Origin of the sequence: Rhodocyclus purpureus, assembly GCF_016653115.1 — a bacterium.
Classification (GTDB): Bacteria; Pseudomonadota; Gammaproteobacteria; order Burkholderiales; family Rhodocyclaceae; genus Rhodocyclus; species Rhodocyclus purpureus.
In genome coordinates this window covers 52,557-70,203 of sequence record NZ_NHRX01000058.1, presented here as the reverse complement: position 1 = coordinate 70,203, position 17,647 = coordinate 52,557, and the positions used below count along the sequence as shown (strand labels likewise).

At 68.2% G+C, this 17,647-nt stretch carries 15 protein-coding genes; 2 read left to right on the top strand and 13 right to left on the bottom strand.

From position 1 onward, the window contains the following. Positions 1 to 128: 128 nt before the first annotated feature. The 10 genes from CCR84_RS11560 to CCR84_RS11515 form a co-directional block, all read right to left on the bottom strand. Entirely contained in the window at positions 129 to 521 is a 393-nt protein-coding gene (locus CCR84_RS11560; RefSeq protein ID WP_420825394.1) for a hypothetical protein, read from the bottom strand. A 255-nt stretch (positions 522 to 776) separates the two neighbouring features. Further along, the gene (locus CCR84_RS11555; protein WP_201212407.1) at positions 777 to 1,811 is read right to left on the bottom strand and encodes a CobW family GTP-binding protein; all 1,035 of its coding nucleotides are present in this window, start codon (positions 1,809 to 1,811) and stop codon (positions 777 to 779) included. A 47-nt stretch (positions 1,812 to 1,858) separates the two neighbouring features. Then, positions 1,859 to 2,056, bottom strand: coding sequence for a YbdD/YjiX family protein (locus tag CCR84_RS11550; protein ID WP_201212405.1), 198 nt, complete (start codon positions 2,054 to 2,056; stop codon positions 1,859 to 1,861). Positions 2,057 to 2,058: 2 nt separating this feature from the next. Next, complete coding sequence (locus CCR84_RS11545) at positions 2,059 to 4,125, bottom strand: carbon starvation CstA family protein (RefSeq protein WP_201212403.1); 2,067 nt, start codon at positions 4,123 to 4,125, stop codon at positions 2,059 to 2,061. Positions 4,126 to 4,271: 146 nt separating this feature from the next. Next, positions 4,272 to 5,714: a magnesium transporter gene (mgtE, locus tag CCR84_RS11540; protein WP_201212401.1), complete on the bottom strand. Its 1,443-nt coding sequence runs from the start codon at positions 5,712 to 5,714 to the stop codon at positions 4,272 to 4,274. 91 nt (positions 5,715 to 5,805) lie between these two features. Next, positions 5,806 to 6,501, bottom strand: a complete 696-nt coding sequence (gene mtgA / locus CCR84_RS11535; protein WP_201212399.1) for a monofunctional biosynthetic peptidoglycan transglycosylase — start codon at positions 6,499 to 6,501, stop codon at positions 5,806 to 5,808. A gap of 11 nt (positions 6,502 to 6,512) precedes the next feature. Beyond that, complete coding sequence (gene aroE / locus CCR84_RS11530) at positions 6,513 to 7,379, bottom strand: shikimate dehydrogenase (protein ID WP_201212397.1); 867 nt, start codon at positions 7,377 to 7,379, stop codon at positions 6,513 to 6,515. Next, positions 7,376 to 8,176: an energy transducer TonB gene (locus CCR84_RS11525; protein ID WP_201212395.1), complete on the bottom strand. Its 801-nt coding sequence runs from the start codon at positions 8,174 to 8,176 to the stop codon at positions 7,376 to 7,378. Before CCR84_RS11525 ends, aroE begins: the two co-directional genes overlap by 4 nt. Position 8,177: 1 nt before the next feature. Then, positions 8,178 to 10,259 (bottom strand): ribonuclease catalytic domain-containing protein, encoded by a 2,082-nt coding sequence (locus tag CCR84_RS11520; RefSeq protein ID WP_201212393.1) that lies wholly within the window; start codon positions 10,257 to 10,259, stop codon positions 8,178 to 8,180. 63 nt (positions 10,260 to 10,322) lie between these two features. Then, complete coding sequence (locus CCR84_RS11515) at positions 10,323 to 11,603, bottom strand: glycerate kinase type-2 family protein (RefSeq protein ID WP_201212391.1); 1,281 nt, start codon at positions 11,601 to 11,603, stop codon at positions 10,323 to 10,325. Positions 11,604 to 12,075: 472 nt separating this feature from the next. On the opposite strand from CCR84_RS11515, the gene CCR84_RS11510 reads away from it, so the two are divergent. Further along, the gene (locus tag CCR84_RS11510; RefSeq protein ID WP_201212389.1) at positions 12,076 to 13,575 is read left to right on the top strand and encodes a bifunctional aminoglycoside phosphotransferase/ATP-binding protein; all 1,500 of its coding nucleotides are present in this window, start codon (positions 12,076 to 12,078) and stop codon (positions 13,573 to 13,575) included. Between the two features lie 10 nt (positions 13,576 to 13,585). Here the strand turns inward: CCR84_RS11510 and CCR84_RS11505 are convergent, their stop codons facing one another. The 3 genes from CCR84_RS11505 to CCR84_RS11495 form a co-directional block, all read right to left on the bottom strand. After that, complete coding sequence (locus tag CCR84_RS11505; protein ID WP_201212387.1) at positions 13,586 to 14,410, bottom strand: undecaprenyl-diphosphate phosphatase; 825 nt, start codon at positions 14,408 to 14,410, stop codon at positions 13,586 to 13,588. A gap of 80 nt (positions 14,411 to 14,490) precedes the next feature. Continuing rightward, on the bottom strand, positions 14,491 to 15,591 hold the full coding sequence (locus CCR84_RS11500) for an NADH:flavin oxidoreductase/NADH oxidase (protein ID WP_201212385.1): 1,101 nt from the start codon (positions 15,589 to 15,591) through the stop codon (positions 14,491 to 14,493). 278 nt (positions 15,592 to 15,869) lie between these two features. Then, positions 15,870 to 16,130 (bottom strand): YkgJ family cysteine cluster protein, encoded by a 261-nt coding sequence (locus CCR84_RS11495; protein WP_201212383.1) that lies wholly within the window; start codon positions 16,128 to 16,130, stop codon positions 15,870 to 15,872. 171 nt (positions 16,131 to 16,301) lie between these two features. On the opposite strand from CCR84_RS11495, the gene CCR84_RS11490 reads away from it, so the two are divergent. Continuing rightward, positions 16,302 to 17,495, top strand: coding sequence for an MFS transporter (locus CCR84_RS11490; RefSeq protein ID WP_242508685.1), 1,194 nt, complete (start codon positions 16,302 to 16,304; stop codon positions 17,493 to 17,495). Positions 17,496 to 17,647: the final 152 nt, after the last annotated feature.

Below are 17,647 nucleotides of genomic sequence, written 5' to 3'. Positions count from 1 at the left end.
CCTCCCCATCGGTATGGTTGCGCTGTTGCGATCATCTCAAGCGCACCCTCGCAGCAATCGGCGCACCCCAAGCACTCTGTTTGCTGCCCAATCATCCAAACGGTGTGGGGTAACTGAGGTTTTTAGGCTCATAGGTCGCCACGATGTTCTCCGAGTGCGCTGCGCAGTGCGTCGATCAGACTCCGTTCATGGTCTTGCAGGGCCTGTTCGTCGAGGTGCCGCCAGTTGCGCTCGTAGATGCTCAATGCCTCGCGTGGCGTCAGGAAGTCGCTACCCTGTACCTGCCAGGCGAGTTGCTTCAGCGCCGGATACTCGGCGAGACGGACGCGCGCAGGAATCCATCCTTCCCGCTCATCCGGCTTCGTTGCCAAGGCGTTCCTGATGCCGATTTCCAATCCGAGCACCATGGCGGCGCTCGCGTAGGCGCCGATGGTGACCGAGGGTTCGCCCTTTTCGATCCGGTGCCAGGTTACCCGTGACATTCCCGCGGCTTCGGCGGCGATCGTGGCGTTGATGCGCAGGGACCGGCGCCTGTGCAGCTTCAGTTATCGAAAGGGGTCGAAGTGCATCCGCTTGTTGACGACGGGAGAGGAGGTCGAACGGATGCGGGTTGACTCCTGGAGCCGGGCTTGTCCCGATGGCAGGTGAAACCAGCAGTGCGTCGTGTAAGGTCTCGCCTTGTTGCAGCAGGGCTTGAGACTTCATCTCCCGAGCTTGAAAGCTACGCGATCGCTCGGGGACTGTGTGTCTTCGACCATCCTCTCGGGAACTACGGCTCAAGCCGCGCAGGCCGCCGCAAAGCCCGAGCTGATGGCCGGGACATCCAGTCGGCGACCGATGATCACGATCACGCTTTCCCGAGGCTCTTCCGCGGTCCAGGGACGGCCGTAGTCGAAGCCCGTGATGCGATGGACGCCCTGGAAGATGAGGCGCTCCGGCTTGCCGGCGATGGCGAGCACGCCCTTGTAGCGCAGCATGTCGTTGCCGTGGATGGCCAGCAGTTGCTCGACGAAGGCGCCGATCCGCTCCAGATCGACGACGCCGGGATGGCGCAGGACGAGCGAGGATACGTCGTCGTCCCAGGGACCCTCGCTCGATGCATCGTCGCCACCGCCCCGCATCCGGCCATCCGGATGGTGTCCGGCGAGGAAGCCGGGGTCTAGCTCGAGGACGTCGTCGAGGAAGAAGGCCTTGAGGTCGAGGAGCGCACGCACGGCCGCGGCGTCTGTCGGCGCCGGCGTGATCGGGGCGCGCGCATTGATGCGGCGCAGTCGCGTCGTCAGTGCCTCGACCTGCGCCGGCGCGACGAGCTCGGTCTTGGTCAGCAGCAGGCGGTCGGCAAAGCCGACCTGCGCCGCAGCGACACGATGCTGGTCGAGTTGCCCGCCCGCATGCACGGCGTCGACCAGGGTCAGGATGCCGTCGAGCAGGTAGCGTTCGCGGACGCCTTCATCGACGAAAAAGGCCTGCGCCACCGGCGCCGGATCGGCGAGACCGGTGGTTTCCAGCAACAGGCGATCGAAAGGCAGCGTTCCGTTGGCCCGGCGATCGGCGAGGTCGGCGAGGGCGCTGCTCATCTCGCCGCGGACGCTGCAGCAGACGCAGCCGTTGGCCAGTTCGACGACGGTGACGGCGGGATCGTCGCCGATCAGTCCGCCGTCGATGCCGACCGCGCCGAACTCGTTCTCGACCACCGCGATGCGCTCGCCCCCGGCGTTGGCGAGCAGGCGGTTGAGCAGCGTGGTCTTGCCGGCGCCCAGGAAGCCGCTCAGGATGGTGACGGGGATGGGTGAAAGTGCTTCGCTGGACATGGTCTTTGTGCAGGCGGGCGGCCGGGTGGAGTGTTCCGGGGAAGGGTTCAGCAGCAGCGACCGGCGCGCGCGCTGCCGTAGCGCGCCTCCTGGCGCTCGCGGAAGAACTCTTCGTAAGTCATGACCGGCAGCTCGGGATGCGTCAGCCGCATGTGCTGGACATAGGTATCGTAATCCGGGACGCCCACCATCAGGCGGGCGGCCTGGCCGAGATACTTGCCGACACGGGCGAGGTCCGAGAACATGGCTAGACGCGGAACGCTGTCGGCATCGGTTCGAACGGCGTTTCCCGGTCAGTCCGCTGGCGCTGGCCGAGTGCCTTGAGACAGGCCGGAACGGCGAAGAACAGGATGCTGATGACCAGCAACATGAACAGCGCCGCCATGCCCGCGTCGATCTGGTTGTTCAGGATGATCTGGTGCATCTGGTCGATGTTCTTGGCCGGTGCCAGCAATTCACCCTTGTCCAGCGCTGCCTGGTACTTGTCGGCGGCCGCCAGGAAGCCGATCTTGGGATTCTCGTGGAAGACCTTCTGCCAGCCGGCAGTCATCGTGCACAGCAGCAGCCAGACGGTCGGCACGATGGTCACCCAGGCGAAGCGCTCGCGCTTCATCTTGAAGAGGACGACGGTGGCGAGCATCAGCGCGACGCCGGCGAGCATCTGGTTGGCGATGCCGAAGAGTGGCCACAGCGTGTTGATGCCGCCCAGCGGATCGACCACGCCCTGATAGAGGAAGTAGCCCCAGGCAGCGACGCACAGCGCGGTGGCGACAAGGCTGGCGAAGATCGAGTCCATGCGGCGCATCGACGGTACGAAGGTGCCCAGCAGGTCCTGCAGCATGAAGCGGCCGGCGCGCGTACCGGCATCGACGGCCGTCAGGATGAACAGCGCCTCGAACAGGATGGCGAAGTGGTACCAGAAGGCCATCATCGCCTGGCCGCCGATGAAGCTCGACAGGATCTGGGCCATGCCGACGGCCAGGGTCGGCGCGCCGCCGGCGCGCGAGATGATGCTGGCTTCACCGACATCCCTGGCGGTCTGCTCCAGCATTTCCGGGGTGACCACGAAGCCCCACTGGGAGATGGTCTCGGCTGCCTGTTGTGCAGTCGTGCCGATGATCGCTGCCGGGCTGTTCATCGCGAAATAGACGCCCGGGTCGATCACCGACGCGGCGACCATGGCCATCACGGCGACGAAAGACTCCATCAACATGCCACCGTAGCCGATGACGCGTGCGTTCTTCTCGTTGTCGAGCAGCTTGGGCGTGGTGCCCGAGGAAATCAGCGCATGGAAGCCGGACACCGCGCCACAGGCGATGGTGATGAAGAGGAAGGGGAAGAGGCTGCCCGACCACACCGGACCCGTGCCATCGATGAACTTGGTCAGTGCCGGCATCTGCAGGTTCGGCGCGACGAAGGCGATGCCGATCGCCAGGCCGACGATGGTGCCTATCTTGAGGAAGGTGGACAGGTAGTCGCGCGGCGCCAGGAGCAGCCACACCGGCAACACCGAGGCGACGAAGCCGTAGCCGATCAGCATCCAGGTCAGCTGCTTGCCGTCGAAGGTGAACAACGGTCCCCAGACCGGGCTGGCGGCGATGTCGCCGCCGTAGACGATCGAGGCCATCAGCAGGACGAAGCCGATCACCGACATCTCGGCGATCCGGCCCGGCCGCAGGTAGCGGCAGTAGACGCCCATGAACAGGGCGATCGGGATGGTCGCGGCGACCGTGAACGTGCCCCAGGGCGAGCCGGCCAGGGCCTTGACGACGATCAGCGAGAGCACCGCGAGGATGATGACCATGATCATGAAGGTGCCGAACAGGGCGATGACGCCCGGCACCGGTCCCAGCTCCGATTTCACCAGATCGCCGAGCGATCGACCGTCGCGCCGGGTGGAGATGAACAGCACCAGGAAATCCTGGACGGCGCCGGCAAAGACGACGCCGGCGAGGATCCACAGCACGCCCGGCAGGTAGCCCATCTGCGCGGCGAGCACCGGGCCGACCAGCGGACCGGCGCCGGCTATGGCTGCGAAATGGTGGCCGAACAGCACGTACTTGTTGGTCGGTACGTAATCGAGGCCGTCGTTGTGGCGCACCGCCGGGGTCATGCGCGTCGGGTCCAGTTCCATGACTCGTTCGGCGATGAAGAGGCTGTAGTAGCGGTAGGCAATGAGGTAGGTGCAGACCGCGGCGATGACCAGCCACAGCGCATTGATGCTCTCACCGCGATTCAGCGCCACGAGCGCGAGTGCCCCGGCGCCGAGGATGGCTACCAAGGCCCAGAGCAGATGGCGTCCGATGTTTTGCATGTTGTCTCCCGGCAGGACGAGGGTCGAAGCGTGAGTCTACTCCTGCGCATTCCAGGCCAGTCCCCGGACGCTATGATTTTTGCTCGGATGTGACCGATGCCGGTCGTCGTCCGGCGGCTCTTCGGGTCGGCGTGCGCGCGGCGCGCCTAGAGCAGGAACAGCGTCGCCAGGCCGAGGAAGATGAAGAAGCCGCCGGAGTCGGTGAGCGCGGTGATCAGCACCGATCCGCCCATCGCCGGGTCGGCGCCGAAGCGCTGGCGCAGCAGCGGGATGCCGACACCGGCCGTGGCGGCGAGCAGCAGGTTCAGGGTCATCGCCGCGGTCATCACCAGGCCGAGCTGGGCACTGTCGTAGATCCACCAGGCGGCAAGGCCGAGCAGTCCGCCCCAGATCACCCCGTTGATCGAGGCGACGCCGAGTTCCTTGCGCAGCAGCCGGCGCATCGCGTCGGGCTGGACCTGGCCCATGGCGATCGCGCGCACGATCATGGTGATCGTCTGGTTGCCCGAGTTGCCGCCGATGCCGGCGACGATCGGCATCAGCGCGGCGAGCGCGACCAGCTTTTCGATCGAACCCTCGAAGGCGCCGATCACGCGCGAGGCGAAGAAGGCGGTGACGAGGTTCACCGCCAGCCACGCCCAGCGGTTCTTCACCGAGTCCCACACCGGCGCGAAGATGTCTTCCTCTTCCTTCAGACCGGCTTGCGCCAGCTGCTCGGCTTCGCTTTCCTCGCGGATGAAGTCGACGACCGTATTGACGGTGACGCGGCCGATCAGCTTGTGCCCGGCGTCGACCACCGGCGCCGAGACGAGGTCGTAGCGCTCGAAGGCCTTCGCCGCGTCCTCGGCGGCGTCGTCGGGCTGCAGGTCGATGAAGTCGGTGACCATCAGCGTGCCGACCTCGGTGTCCGGGTCGGAGACGAGCAGCTTGTTCAGCGGCAGCACGCCCTTCAGGTGGTCCTCGCGGTCGACGACGAAGAGCTGGTCGGTGTGGTCGGGGAGGTCGTCGAACAGGCGCAGGTAGCGCAGCACGACTTCGAGCGTGACGTCCTCGCGCACGGTGACCATGTCGAAGTCCATGATCGAGCCGACCGATTCCTCGGGGTAGGACATCGCCGCGCGCAACTGCTCGCGCTCCTCGACCGACAGCGCCTGGTAGACACCCTCGATCACCTCGTGCGGCAGGTCGGGCGCGAGGTCGGCGAGTTCGTCGGCATCGAGGCTTTCGGCGGCGGCGACGAGCTCGTGCGAATCCATGTTCGCGATCAGGCTCTCGCGCACCGCGTCCGAGACTTCGAGCAGGATGTCGCCGTCGCGCTCGGCCTTGACCAGATCCCAGACGATCAGGCGCTCGTCGAGCGGCAGCGCCTCCAGCACGTAGGCGACGTCGGCCGGGTGCATGTGCTCGAGGCGCGTGCGCAGCTCGGCGAGGTGCTGCTTATGCACCAGCCCCTCGACCAGCGCGTGGCGCGGCATCTCCTGCCGGTGCACCAGCTCCTCGACCAGCTTCTGCCGGGCGAGCAGGGTCTGCACCTCGGCCAGATGCTGCTGGAGTTCGTCGCCGTCGGCGTGGTGCAGTTCTTCGCTCATGTTGCGCTGCGCAATCGAATGCGCGATTCTAACATCGCCGAACAGGCGGGCCGGCGTTCGCCGTCAGAAAGTCCGGCTGCGTGCTTGCCGCCTAGGGCAATGCCGCTGCCGGCATGCGCGAGAGGATGATGGCCGTCTTCCTGGCCAGTCCCGGCGTGCCGCGGTGGCGGTCGTAGTAGCGCGGGTTGGGTACCATGCCGGCGAGCCTCGCGGCCTGCTCGGCCGACAGCTGCGCGGCACCGATGCCGTAGTAGTGACGCGCCGCCGCCTCGGCGCCGAAGACGCCGTCGCCCCATTCGATCACGTTGAGGTAGACCTCGAAGATGCGCTGCTTGCTCCAGACGTTTTCGAGCATCAGCGTGATCACCGCCTCCTCGGCCTTGCGCCAGGGCGTCTTGGTCGGCGACAGGAACAGGTTCTTGGCCAGTTGCTGCGAGATGGTCGAGCCGCCGGCGACGACGCGGCCCTTCTTCTGGTTCTTCTCGATCGCCTTCTGCATCCCGTCCCAGTCGAAGCCTTCGTGATCCACGAACTTCGCGTCCTCGGCGGCGATCAGCGCGCGCTTGAGGTTCGGCGAGATGTGCGCGTAGTCGACCCACTGGTATTTCAGCTTCGCCTGCGGATTCTTCTCGCGCAGTTCGGCGAGGCGGAGCTCCATGAACGCGGTCGAGCCCGGATTGAACTCCTTCCACCACAGCACCTGGGCGAACAGCCACAGTTGATAGAGGACGAAGAGGGCGAGCGCGCCGATGAGCAGGCGCTTGCCCCAGTGAGTGATCTGGCGCACCGGCACGATCCTCAGTGCGACCCGCGCAGGCCGGCGAGCACCGACGCGCTGTCCGGGCGAACGCCGCGCCAGACGAAGAACGCTTCCGCCGCCTGCTCGACCAGCATGCCGAGCCCGTCGGCGGTGCGCGCAGCTCCCGCCGCCCGCGCGGCGGCGAGAAAGGGCGTTTCGCCGCTGGCCGAGTACATCATGTCGTAGGCGAGGCTGCCGGACGCAAAGATACCGTCGGGCAGCGGCGGGACGTCGCCCCTGAGGCTGGCCGAGGTGGCGTTGATGACGAGGTCGAAGGCGTGCCCGGCAAGATCGGCGAAGCCGCCGCCGGCGAGCGAACAGCCGGCCGGCGCCCGTCCGGCAAACTCACGGGCCAGCGCGAGCGCCTTGTCGGCCGTTCGGTTGGCGACGAACAGTCCGGCCGGCGCGGCGGCGAGCAGCGGGCCGAGCGCGCCGCGCGCGGCGCCGCCGGCGCCGAGCAGCAGCACCCGGCGACCGGCAACGGCGACGCCGAGGTTGTGTTCGATGTCGCGCAGCAAGCCCGCGCCGTCGGTGTTGTCGCCGACGAGTTGCGGCGACATGCCTTCACCCTGTCCCGCAGCGTCCGCCGCGACGACGATCAGCGTGTTGACCGCACCGGCGAGCGCCGCGCGCTCGCTCAGGCGGTCGGCGAGGTGAAAGGCTTCCTCCTTGAACGGAACGGTGACGTTGGCGCCGCGCCCGCCGGCAGCGACGAAGTCACGCAGCGCTGCAGCGAAGCCGTCCCGCGGCGCGAGGATTGCCGTGTAGGCGATGTCCTCGCCGGTCTGCCGCGCGAAGGCGGCGTGGATTGCCGGCGAGCGGCTGTGGGCGATCGGGTTGCCGAATACGGCGTAGCTGTCGGTCATCGATTGAAGGCTCCTGTCTGCAGGCTGTCGCCATTGACGAAACTCCAGACGCGGGTGAGTTCGAGCACGTCGGTGTCGCGCCGGATGGCGGGCGGGAAGGGGGCGTAGGGCGCCGCCATCTGCACGATGCGGCGTGCGGCATCGTCGAGCAGGCGATGGCCCGAGCTACGGTTGATCTCGATCTTCTCGACGCTGCCGTCGCTGCGGATCGAGACGGTGAGCACCAGCGTCCCCGACAGCTTGCCGCGCGCGGCGTCGGGGTAGTTGAGCGTGCCGACACGCTCGACCTTGAGCCGCCAGTCCTCGATGTACTGCGCGAAGCGGTATTCCTCCACGCGGGTGCCGATGCCGCGCCGGCGCTCGCTGCCCTGGCCGGCGTCGCTGACGAGCCCGCCGCGCGCCGCTGCCAGCGCATTCTGCGCGAGATCGCTGCCGCGCGGGGTGGGGAGGGACAGTGGCGCGTCCTCACGCTCGCTGCGGCCGACAGGGGCGGGCTTCGCTGCGGGCTTGGCTATTACCGCTGCTGGTTTGGCGTCGACCTTCGGCTGGCGGGGCGGCGACGGCTGCGCTAGCGAGGGTGCGCTCGGCTCGCCGCGGCTCGCCGGCGCCGTGGCCGGCGGCGTGCGCTCGACGAGAACGACCTCCAGTGCCTTTTCCCCGGCCACGCGCGGCAGCTCCGGAATCCTGAACTGCAGCGAGAGCAGGGCCAGGTGCAGCAGCAGCGAAACGCCGACGGCGATGGCGAGCAGCGCGTGCTCGCCGGAAGCGGCCGTATGGCGCAGCGCGGGCGCCGCCATCTCAGTCGATGGCCACCAGCGGTGCGCTGCCCGCTGCACTCGTCGTCGTGCCGTCGAGGCTGGCGTCGCTGGCGGCGGGGGCTGCCGCCTCGACCGCGACTTCGTCCTCGACCACTTCCTCGCCGACCGGGTTTTCTTCGGCCATGGCGACGATCGCTTCGGCTTCCTCGGCGTCGGCGACGAGCTCCTCTTCCTCTTCCGGCGCCACCCCCTCGCTGGCGAGCGTCTCCTGCCAGCGGCAGCCGAGCTCGAGCGTGAGCAGATCGATGCGCTCGATCGACAGGCGGATGCGCGCGCCGGGCGGCAGTTCGGGCGCCGACGGTACGCGCTGCATGATCGGCAAGCCGTCGAGGCGGGCGACGCCGTCGCGGCGCATGGTCGCGTCGATCAGCTTGCAGTCTTCCTGCTGCAGCCAGCGCAGGCTCCAGTAACGCTCCATGCCGCGCTGGAACTCGGCGTAGGCGGCGTAGGCGAGGTCGAAGTCGCGCACCACCGCGAACAGCTCCTGGTTGCGTCCGCCCTTGGCGAGGAAGGGCGGCGTCTCTTCCCTGATGCAGGCGATCAGCTGGCGCTGGTTCACGAGGTCGACGTAACGGCGCAGCGGCGAGGACATCCACGCGTACTGAGGCACTCCGAGCCCGTCGTGCGGTGCCGGCTGCGTCGTCATCCGCACCTTGCCCTGCGACTGCGCGCGGTAGATCCCCGGGATCCGGCGTTCGGCGAGCAGTCCGCCCCAGACGCTGTTGGCGACGATCATCAGTTCGGCAACGAGCTTGTCGAGCGGACTGCCGCGCGGGCGCTGGCTGATGTCGACGCGGCAGGACTCGGCGTCCTCGAGGTCACCTTCGATGCTGAAGTTGTAGTCGACGAAGCTTGCGGAATTCGACGACTTGCCGCGCCGCTGTTCGCAGGCGCAGGCGAGTTGCCAGAGCGTTTTCAACTCGTCGCGGAAGGCGAAGTCGGAGAGGCCGGACGCCAGCGTCTCCTCGTTGAACAGCGGCTCGATCTCGTGGTGGCGCAGGTTGGCGGCGATGTGCACGCGCTCGACGCAGGACTCGTGGCCGAGGATCGCGAATTCCTCGCTCACCGTGAGGTAGAGCGAGACCGCCGGGCAGACGCGTCCGGCGGCGAGGGTGAAGCCCTCGACGATCGCGTCCGGCAGCATGGTGATCTTGTCGCCGGGCATGTAGACGGTCGACAGGCGCTCGCGCGCCACCGCGTCGAGCGGCGACTGGGGCTTGATCGACAGCCCCGGCGCCGCGATGTGGATGCCGACCCGCCAGCCGAGCCCGGGCAGGCGCGTGAGCGAGAAGGCATCGTCGATCTCGGTGGTCGCCGCGTCGTCGATCGAGAACGCCGGCGCTTCGGCCAGCGGCAGGTCCTCGGGCGCTGTGACCGGCGGCAGTTCGGGGAAGCCGGTGCCGCGCGGGAACTGCTCGATCAGGAAGCGACGCAGATGGTAGGCGTGCGGCGAACTGATCGCACCGCAGTCCGCCAGCAGTGCCAGTGCCGACAGGCCGGTCTCGGCGCAGGCGGCTTCGAGCGCCTTGGTCTCGGGGCGGTTGCGGTCGGGCTTGTAGAGCAGCTGATCGATGATCGGCGTGAATTCGGGCGGCAGCGTCGACGCGACGAGCGCATCGCGCATGCGCTCGATCGCCAGCGCCTGCTGCCGTTTCTTCTCGAGACCGGCGAGTGCCGCCTGCAGGATGTCGGGCGGGGCCTTGCGGAAGCGGCCGCGGCCCTTGCGGTGGAAATAAACCGGCGATGCGTGCAGCGCGAGCAGGAGCGCGGTCGCCTCGACCGCCGACGCGGCGTGGCCGTAATAGTCGGCGGCGAAGTCGGCGAAGGCGAACTCGCCGTCGCCGGCGCATTCCCAGAGGAAATCGGCCTCGATCTCGGCCGCCAGCGGCGTCGCCTGTTCGAGCAGTTCGCCGGGAGACGGCGAGGCGAAACGGAGGAGCACGTTCGCCGCCTTGACCTTGCTGCGTTTGCCGGATGCGGCTTCGACCTGCAACGAGGTGTCGTTGTCGGCCAGGATCGCGCCAGTCTTGAAGGCGCCGTCTTCTTCGAATAGAACGTGCATCGAACGATTATAACCCGGCGCCCATGGCGCCGATTTCGCACCGTGCTCGCCGCCGCAGCAATTTCAGAGGATCAGGATGGCGCGGAAGTCATTGACGTTGGTCAGCGTCGGCCCGGTGACGAGGCTGTCGCCGATCGCCGAGAAGAAGCCGTGCGCGTCGTTGTCGTCGAGCCGTTCGCGCGGCGAGAGGCCTTGGCGGCGTGCGCGTTCGAGCGTGTCCGGGGTGACGAAGGCACCGGCGATCTCGGCGCTGCCGTCGACGCCGTCGGTGTCGCCGGCGAGCGCATGCACGCCGGCAGCACCGTCGAGGCTGAGCGCCAGCGAGAGCAGGAATTCGACGTTGCGCCCGCCGCGTCCGCCGCCGTCTACCGTGACCGTCGTCTCGCCGCCCGAGAGCAGCACGCAGGGTGGTCGCGCCGGCTGCGCGTGACGGCGCACCTGCAGCGCGATGCCGGCCATGACCTTGCCGACCTCGCGTGCTTCGCCCTCGATGCTGTCGCCGAGGATGAGGGCTTCGACGCCGGCTGACGCGGCGACCTGCGCCGCTGCGGCGAGCGCCATCTGCGGCGTCGCGATCAGGCGGGTGCTGACGCGTTCGAGGCGCGGGTCGCCGGGCTTGATCGTCTCGCGGTCGCCGTTTGCCAGCAGCCGGTGGATGGCCTTGGGCAGGATGATCCCGTAGCGGCGCAGGACCTTCAGCGCGTCGCCGCAGGTACTCGGGTCGGCGACCGTCGGTCCGGAGGCGATATTCACCGGGTCGTCGCCGGGGACGTCCGACATGATCAGGTTGAGCACGCGCGCCGGGTGACAGGCGGCGCCGAGGTGTCCGCCCTTGATCGCCGACAGGTGGCGGCGCACGCAGTTGATCTCGGTGATCGGTGCGCCCGATTTGAGCAGCGCGCGGCTGATCGTCTGCTTGTCCTCCAGGCTCACTCCCGGCGCCGGCAGCGGCAGCAGCGACGAGCCGCCGCCGGAGATCAGGCAGATGACCAGGTCGTTTGCTGAAAGGCCGCGCACCAGTTCGAGCATGCGCGTCGCCGCCGCTTCGCCGGCCCGGTCGGGAACCGGGTGGCCGGCCTCGACGATCTCGATCCGCTTGCACGGGACGCCGTGCCCGTAGCGGGTGACGACGAGCCCCGAGAGCGGGGCTTCGTCGGGCCAGTGCTGTTCGAGCGCACGCGCCATCGCCGCCGACGCCTTGCCGGCACCGATGACCAGGGTGCGCCCGGCAGGCGGCGGTGGCAGGTGCTGCGGCAGGCAGTGGCGCGGTTGCGCCGCATTGACGGCGGCGGCGAACATCCGGTTCAGCAGTTCGCGGGGATCGTGAGGGAAGTTTTGCGGCATGGGTGGAGTGGCAGTTTGAATGTGCGCCAACACGAGGGACGCGGCCTTGCAGTAGAGCTAGCGTGAATCGATCGGCGCCTTTTGGCAAGTCCCGTTACGGTAAGTTCAGCGACGCTGAGGAAGCGCGCTGCACGGCGCGGCGCCGGCGTCTACGCTGAGCTTAACGTGAAACTGCGGACGAATTGAGCAAAGGCGCTACCCTGGAGCAGTAGCCCGTCATCGCGAGCCCGCAGGGCGCGGCGATCCAGTGTCCAGGACTGGTATCGCGTCGCCCGTGGCAGTGGGGATAGCCGTTGAGATGGAAAACGAACTGGATTGCCACGGCGCTGCGCGCCTCGCAATGACTAAACTGAAGCGAATGGGCGCGTTTCATGCTTCGGGCTGGCGCAACGCGTCATGACTGTTGGTAGGGGGCGCCCGATCGACTGCATTCGCCTCTGCTCTACCATCACTTCACCACCTCTTGTCTTCCATGTCCGCTCCCTCACTCAACTGGCGCCACTGCTGGCCGCACGCCGTGCCGATCGAGACCCACATCTCGCTGGTGTTGCTCGACGGCGACTTCGCCTGGAAGATCAAGAAGCCGGTGCAACTGCCCTTCCTCGACTTCTCGACGCTGGCGCTGCGCCGGCACTACTGTGAGGAAGAGTTGCGCATCAACCGCCGCAGCGCGCCGGACGTCTACCTCGACGTGCTGCCGCTGACCGGCAGCGCGCAGGCACCCGTTCTCGCCGGTAGCGGCGAGCCGATCGAGTGGGTGCTGCGCATGCGCTGTTTTCCGCCGCACTCGCTGTTCTCGGACCTGGCGGCCGAGGGCAGGCTGCAGGCGTGGCACATCGACGCGCTGGCCGAGCAGATCGCCCTGCTGCACCTCGGCCAGGCGCCGCTCGCCGTCGCACCGGCGAAGGACGTGACCGCGTGGACGCTGGAGAGCGTCGATGAAATCGCCGCGCTGCACCCCGATGCGACCTCGCCCGCGCGTCTGGCAGCAATGCGCTCCGCCGTGCAGCGCCTGATCGGCGGGCAGGGCGACTGGCGGGCGCGGCGGCTGGCCGGAGGCTGGCTGCGCGAAGGCCACGGCGACCTGCATCTGGGCAACCTGGTCGTCTGGCACCAGCGCGTGCTCGCCTTCGACGCGATCGAGTTCGACCCGGCGCTGCGCTGCATCGACGTGATCAGCGACGCCGCCTTCGCCTACATGGATCTCCTCGCCGTCGGCCTGCCGGCCTTCGCGCTGCGCTTCATCAACGCCTACGTCGAGCGCAGTGGCGATTACGCCGGGCTGGCCGGCCTGCGCGCCTTCTCGCTCTACCGCGCGCTGGTGCGCGCCAAGGTCGCTCTGCTCTGCGGCGACGTCGGGCGTTTTGCCCGCTACTGGTCGGTCGCCGAATCGTTCGCCGCAGCGCCGCCGCCGCCGCGGCTGTTCCTGACCATGGGACTGAGCGGTTCGGGCAAGTCGATGGCGGCGCAGATGCTGGTCGAAGCGCTCGCCGAGGCCGGCATCATGGCCGTTCGCCTGCGCTCCGACGTCGAGCGCAAGCGCCTCCTCGGACTGCCGCCGACAGCCCGGCCGGACCCGGCCCTCGCCTACAGCGCGGAGGCGACGCGCCGCACCTACCGGCGCCTGGCCGGACTCGCCGATGCGCTGCTCGGCGACGGCTTCTCGGTCGTCGTCGATGCGGCCTTCCTGCGCCAGGGCGAGCGCGAGAGCTTCCGCCGCATCGCCGAGAATCGGCGCGTTCCGTTCAGGCTGCTTGAGGTGGTCGCCGGCATGCCGCTGATGGAAGAGCGCCTCGTCGCGCGCAATCTCGCCGCGGACGACGCTTCCGACGCCGACGTCGAGGTCCTGCACCGGCAGTCCGCCGAGCCGGTCCCGCGCGCGTGGGCGGCAGTGCATCGCGTCATCGACAACGAAGGCAGCCGCGCCGAACTGTCGGATCGGCTCGAGTCGCTCCTGCGCGAACCGGTCTGAGCGCCGCCGGCTAGCCCTCGCTCCAGGCGATCACGCCGTAATGCCAGGTGACGAGGACGACGATGCCGAAGGCGATCCGGTACCAGGCGAAGATCGTGAAGTCGTGCGTGCTGATGTAGCGCAGGAGCCCGCGCACGGCGATGAAGGCCGAGACGAAGGCGGCGACGAAACCCGCTGCCCACATGCCGACGTCGTCAAAGGAGAGCAGCGCGCGCTCCTTGTACAACTGATAGACGGTGGCGCCGAGCAGCGTCGGGATGGCGAGGAAGAATGAAAACTCGGTCGCCGCGCGTCGCGACAGGCCGAACAAGAGGCCGCCGATGATTGTCGCACCCGAGCGCGAGACGCCGGGGATCAGCGCGCAGGCCTGCGCCAGGCCGAGCTTGATCGCGTCGAGGAAGGAGAGGTCCTCGACCTCGCGTACGCGCACCTGATGCTCGCGGCGTTCGGCCCAGAGGATGATCAGGGCGCCGACGATGAAGGTGGTGGCCACCGTCGGCGCGTTGAACAGGTTGGCCTTGATCGCCTTGCCGAAGAGCAGCCCGAGGATCGCCAGCGGGAGGAAGGCGATGCCGACGTTGAGCACGAAGCGTTGCGCCCAGCGCTCGCTGGGCAGGCCGAGCGCAACGCGCATGATGCGCGCGCGGTACTCCCAGCAGACGGCGAGGATCGCGCCGGACTGGATGACGATCTCGAACAGCTTGCCGCGATCGTCGTTGAAATTAAGCAGGTCGCCGGCGAGGATCAGGTGGCCGGTCGAGGACACCGGCAGGAATTCGGTCAGACCTTCGACGACGCCGAGGATGACGGCCTTGAGAAGTAACAGCGGGTCCATGCGGCGGTGCTCGGCAAAAAGGACGTGATTATAACGGGGACGGCCGGCCGGCGGCCGTCAGCCCCGTATGTCATTCCTGTTTACTCGCGACGGAACACTCCCGCAGTCCCCGCCGGCGCGCCGCGCCAGAACTGCGGCGGTGCGTCGATCGATGCGCCGAGGGCCGCTGCCGCGTGCCACGGCCAGCGCGGGTTCCACAGGATGCCGCGCGCCAGACCGACCAGGTCGGCGTCACCGTCGGCGACGATCGCTTCGGCCTGCTGCGCTTCGGTGATCAGCCCGACCGCGATCGTCGTCATCCCGGTTTCTGCCTTCACCTGCCGCGCGAACGGCAGCTGGTAGCCGGGCACCGGCGTGATCGCCTGCGCTGCCGACAGGCCGCCCGTGGACACGTGCAGGAAGTCGCAGCTGCGCGCCTTGAGTTCGTGCGCCAGCACCAGCGTCTGCGCCGGATCCCAGCCGCCATCGACCCAGTCGGTCGCCGAAACGCGCATGCCGAGCGGTTTGTGCGCCGGCCAGGCGGCGCGCATCGCCGCGAAGACTTCGAGCGGGAAGCGCATGCGGTTTTCGAGCGAACCTCCGTACTCGTCGCTGCGTTGGTTGGTCAGCGGCGACAGGAACTGGTGCAGCAGGTAGCCGTGCGCGGCATGGATCTCGATCGCGTCGATGCCGAGGCGATCGGCACGCTGCGTCGCGGCGGCGAAGGACTCACGGATGCGCGCGAGCCCGGCCGCGTCGAGTTCGTGCGGCAGCGCGTCGGTTTCGGCAAAGGCGAGCGGCGATGGCGCCACCGTCTGCCAGCCGCCGTCCGCGGCGGATACCTGCTGGCCGCCCTGCCAGGGGGCTGCGCACGAGGCCTTGCGCCCGGCGTGGGCGAGCTGGATCGCGATCGGCATCCGCGAATGCCGGCGCACTGCGGCCAGCACCGGCGCCCAGGCGTCGGCGCAGGCCTCGTCCCACAGCCCGGGGCAGAGCGGCGTGATCCGCCCCTCGGGCGCGACGGCGGTGGCCTCGATGATCAGCATGCCGGCGCCGCTGTGCGACAGGTTGCCGAGGTGCATCACGTGCCAGTCGCCGACCTTGCCGTCGGTCGATGCGTACATGCACATCGGCGCGATGACGACGCGGTTGGGCAGGGTCAGTTCGCGCAGCTTGAAGGGGGTGAACAACTGGCTGGCCATGGGGGGAATCTCCTTGCTGGGGTTACGGTAAAACTGCGAAGGGATGAAGCCTTTGCCCCGGAGCCGCAGCCTGTCATCGCGAGCCCGCAGGGCCGGGTGATCCAGTGCGTGCTGATCTTGGCGCACCCGCGGAAGCTGGTCAGGGCGAGGAGACAGAAGAACGAACTGGATTGCCACGGCGCTGCGCGCCTCGCAATGACGGCAGCGGATGGAGGCGTTGCATGCGCCGGGGTGGTGCAACTCGCCATGAGCGTCAGGGAAGGTCGTGTACTCAGGTTTCAGGCCTCGGGCGCGGTGAGTCGTTCGAGCCGGGCCAGCCAGGCGAGCGCGGATTCGCGATCGTCGCCGCACATCTCGGCCGAGGGCTGCAGCCCGCCGCAGCACGCCGGACGCTGCGGATTCTGCCACAGCCCGCAGCGCAGGTCGGCGGTCAGGTTGGCGCAGGGCACTCCCGCCGGCTTGCCCTGCGGGTGGCCGGGCATCGGCGTGGCGATCGAAGGCGCGATGCAGCAGGCGGCGCAGGCGGGGCGGCAGTCCATGGGCGGTGGGGCATGTGTAGAAGCGGAGGCGCCATTTTCGCTCATCCGCGCATCGAGGGACCGCTTTCGCTCCTTCGCCTGTTGCGTGCCCGGCGCCGGTACCGGCGCGTTCCTCGCCTGAAAGCCCCGTTTCGCAGACAATGGACACCTAGGCAAACTGCGCGAGGCACCTTGAACTTCCAGCGTTTTTCAGCGGCGACCGTCGTCATCGTCTCGGGGGTCGTCGCCGCGATGCACATCGGCAAGATTCCGCCGGCGATCCCGCTGCTGCGCGACGCGCTCGGCGTCTCGCTGGTCGAAGCGGGCTTCCTGCTCTCGCTGGTGCAGGTGGCGGGGATGCTCTCCGGCGTATTCGTCGGGCTGATGGCCGACGGCATCGGCATGCGGCGCAGCGTCATCGCGGGGCAGTCCATCCTGGGAATGGCGAGTCTGGCGGCGCTGTGGGCGCAGGATCCTGCCGACCTCTTGCTGTTGCGCGCGCTGGAAGGCTGCGGTTTCCTGCTGGCGGTGTTGCCGGTTCCGGGGCTGATCCGTCAGCTGGTGCCGCCCGAAAAACTCGCGCTCCACCTCGGGTTGTGGGGCGCCTACATGCCGGCGGGGGCCTCGCTGGCCTTGCTCTTCGGCCCGCTGCTGATGGCCGGTTTCGGCTGGAGCGCGCTGTGGGCGGCACTTGCCGTCCTGTCGTGCCTCGCCGCCGGCGCAGTGTTCTTCAGCGTTCCTTCCGACCGGCAGCGGCGCGCGGCTGCTGCGCCGGTCGTGGCGGGCAGCGAAGCCTGGCGGGAAAGGCTGCGCACGACGCTCACCGCTTCCGGTCCGTGGCGAATCGCGCTCGCCTTCGCCATGTATTCCTGCCAGTGGCTGGCGGTGATCGGCTTCCTGCCGTCGATCTACGCGCAGGCGGGCGTGAACGGTCAGGTCGCCGGCGCACTGACCGCGCTCGCGTGTTTCGCCAACGTCGTCGGCAACGTCGCCGCCGGCCGCCTGCTGCACGACGGTTTCGCGGCGCGGGCGCTGCTTTACGTCGGCTTCGTCGGCATGGCCTGCGCCGCCTTCCTCGCCTTCAATCCGCTCACCGCCGGGCTGCCGGTGCTGCGCTACCTCGCCGTCGTCTTTTTCTCGGCGGTCGGCGGACTGATCCCCGGAACGCTGTTCTCGCTGGCGGTGCATGTGGCGCCGAACGAGCGCACGGTGTCGACGACGGTCGGCTGGATGCAGCAGTGCTCTTCGCTCGGCCAGTTCACCGGCCCGCCGCTGGTCGCCTGGATCGCCGCATTGGCCGGCGGCTGGCAATGGACCTGGGTGTTCTGTGCTGTCGCCGCGCTTGCCGGGCTGCTGCTCGCCCGGGGCCTCGATCAGCGGCGCTGAGACTTGCAGAATGAACCTTAAAACCTCTTTTCATCCACGAAAAACACGAAAGCCACGAAACAAAACATAGGTTTGCGGTCGTTCAGTGTCTAAGCCATCGGGTTGTTTCCACCGAGCTTCGCACTCCATGAACGATTTCGTGCTTTTCGTGC

Excerpts from the sequence above, each read along its gene's own strand:
- CCR84_RS11515 (WP_201212391.1), bottom strand. The coding sequence starts at position 11,603 with ATGCCGCAAAACTTCCCTCACGATCCCCGCGAACTGCTGAACCGGATG.
- CCR84_RS11555 (WP_201212407.1), bottom strand. The coding sequence starts at position 1,811 with ATGTCCAGCGAAGCACTTTCACCCATCCCCGTCACCATCCTGAGCGGC.
- CCR84_RS11505 (WP_201212387.1), bottom strand. The coding sequence starts at position 14,410 with ATGGACCCGCTGTTACTTCTCAAGGCCGTCATCCTCGGCGTCGTCGAA.
- CCR84_RS11525 (WP_201212395.1), bottom strand. The coding sequence starts at position 8,176 with ATGGCGGCGCCCGCGCTGCGCCATACGGCCGCTTCCGGCGAGCACGCG.
- CCR84_RS11550 (WP_201212405.1), bottom strand. The coding sequence starts at position 2,056 with ATGTTCTCGGACCTCGCCCGTGTCGGCAAGTATCTCGGCCAGGCCGCC.
- aroE (WP_201212397.1), bottom strand. The coding sequence starts at position 7,379 with ATGACCGACAGCTACGCCGTATTCGGCAACCCGATCGCCCACAGCCGC.
- CCR84_RS11495 (WP_201212383.1), bottom strand. The coding sequence starts at position 16,130 with ATGGACTGCCGCCCCGCCTGCGCCGCCTGCTGCATCGCGCCTTCGATC.
- CCR84_RS11520 (WP_201212393.1), bottom strand. The coding sequence starts at position 10,259 with ATGCACGTTCTATTCGAAGAAGACGGCGCCTTCAAGACTGGCGCGATC.
- CCR84_RS11510 (WP_201212389.1), top strand. The coding sequence starts at position 12,076 with ATGTCCGCTCCCTCACTCAACTGGCGCCACTGCTGGCCGCACGCCGTG.
- CCR84_RS11545 (WP_201212403.1), bottom strand. The coding sequence starts at position 4,125 with ATGCAAAACATCGGACGCCATCTGCTCTGGGCCTTGGTAGCCATCCTC.
- CCR84_RS11500 (WP_201212385.1), bottom strand. The coding sequence starts at position 15,591 with ATGGCCAGCCAGTTGTTCACCCCCTTCAAGCTGCGCGAACTGACCCTG.
- mgtE (WP_201212401.1), bottom strand. The coding sequence starts at position 5,714 with ATGAGCGAAGAACTGCACCACGCCGACGGCGACGAACTCCAGCAGCAT.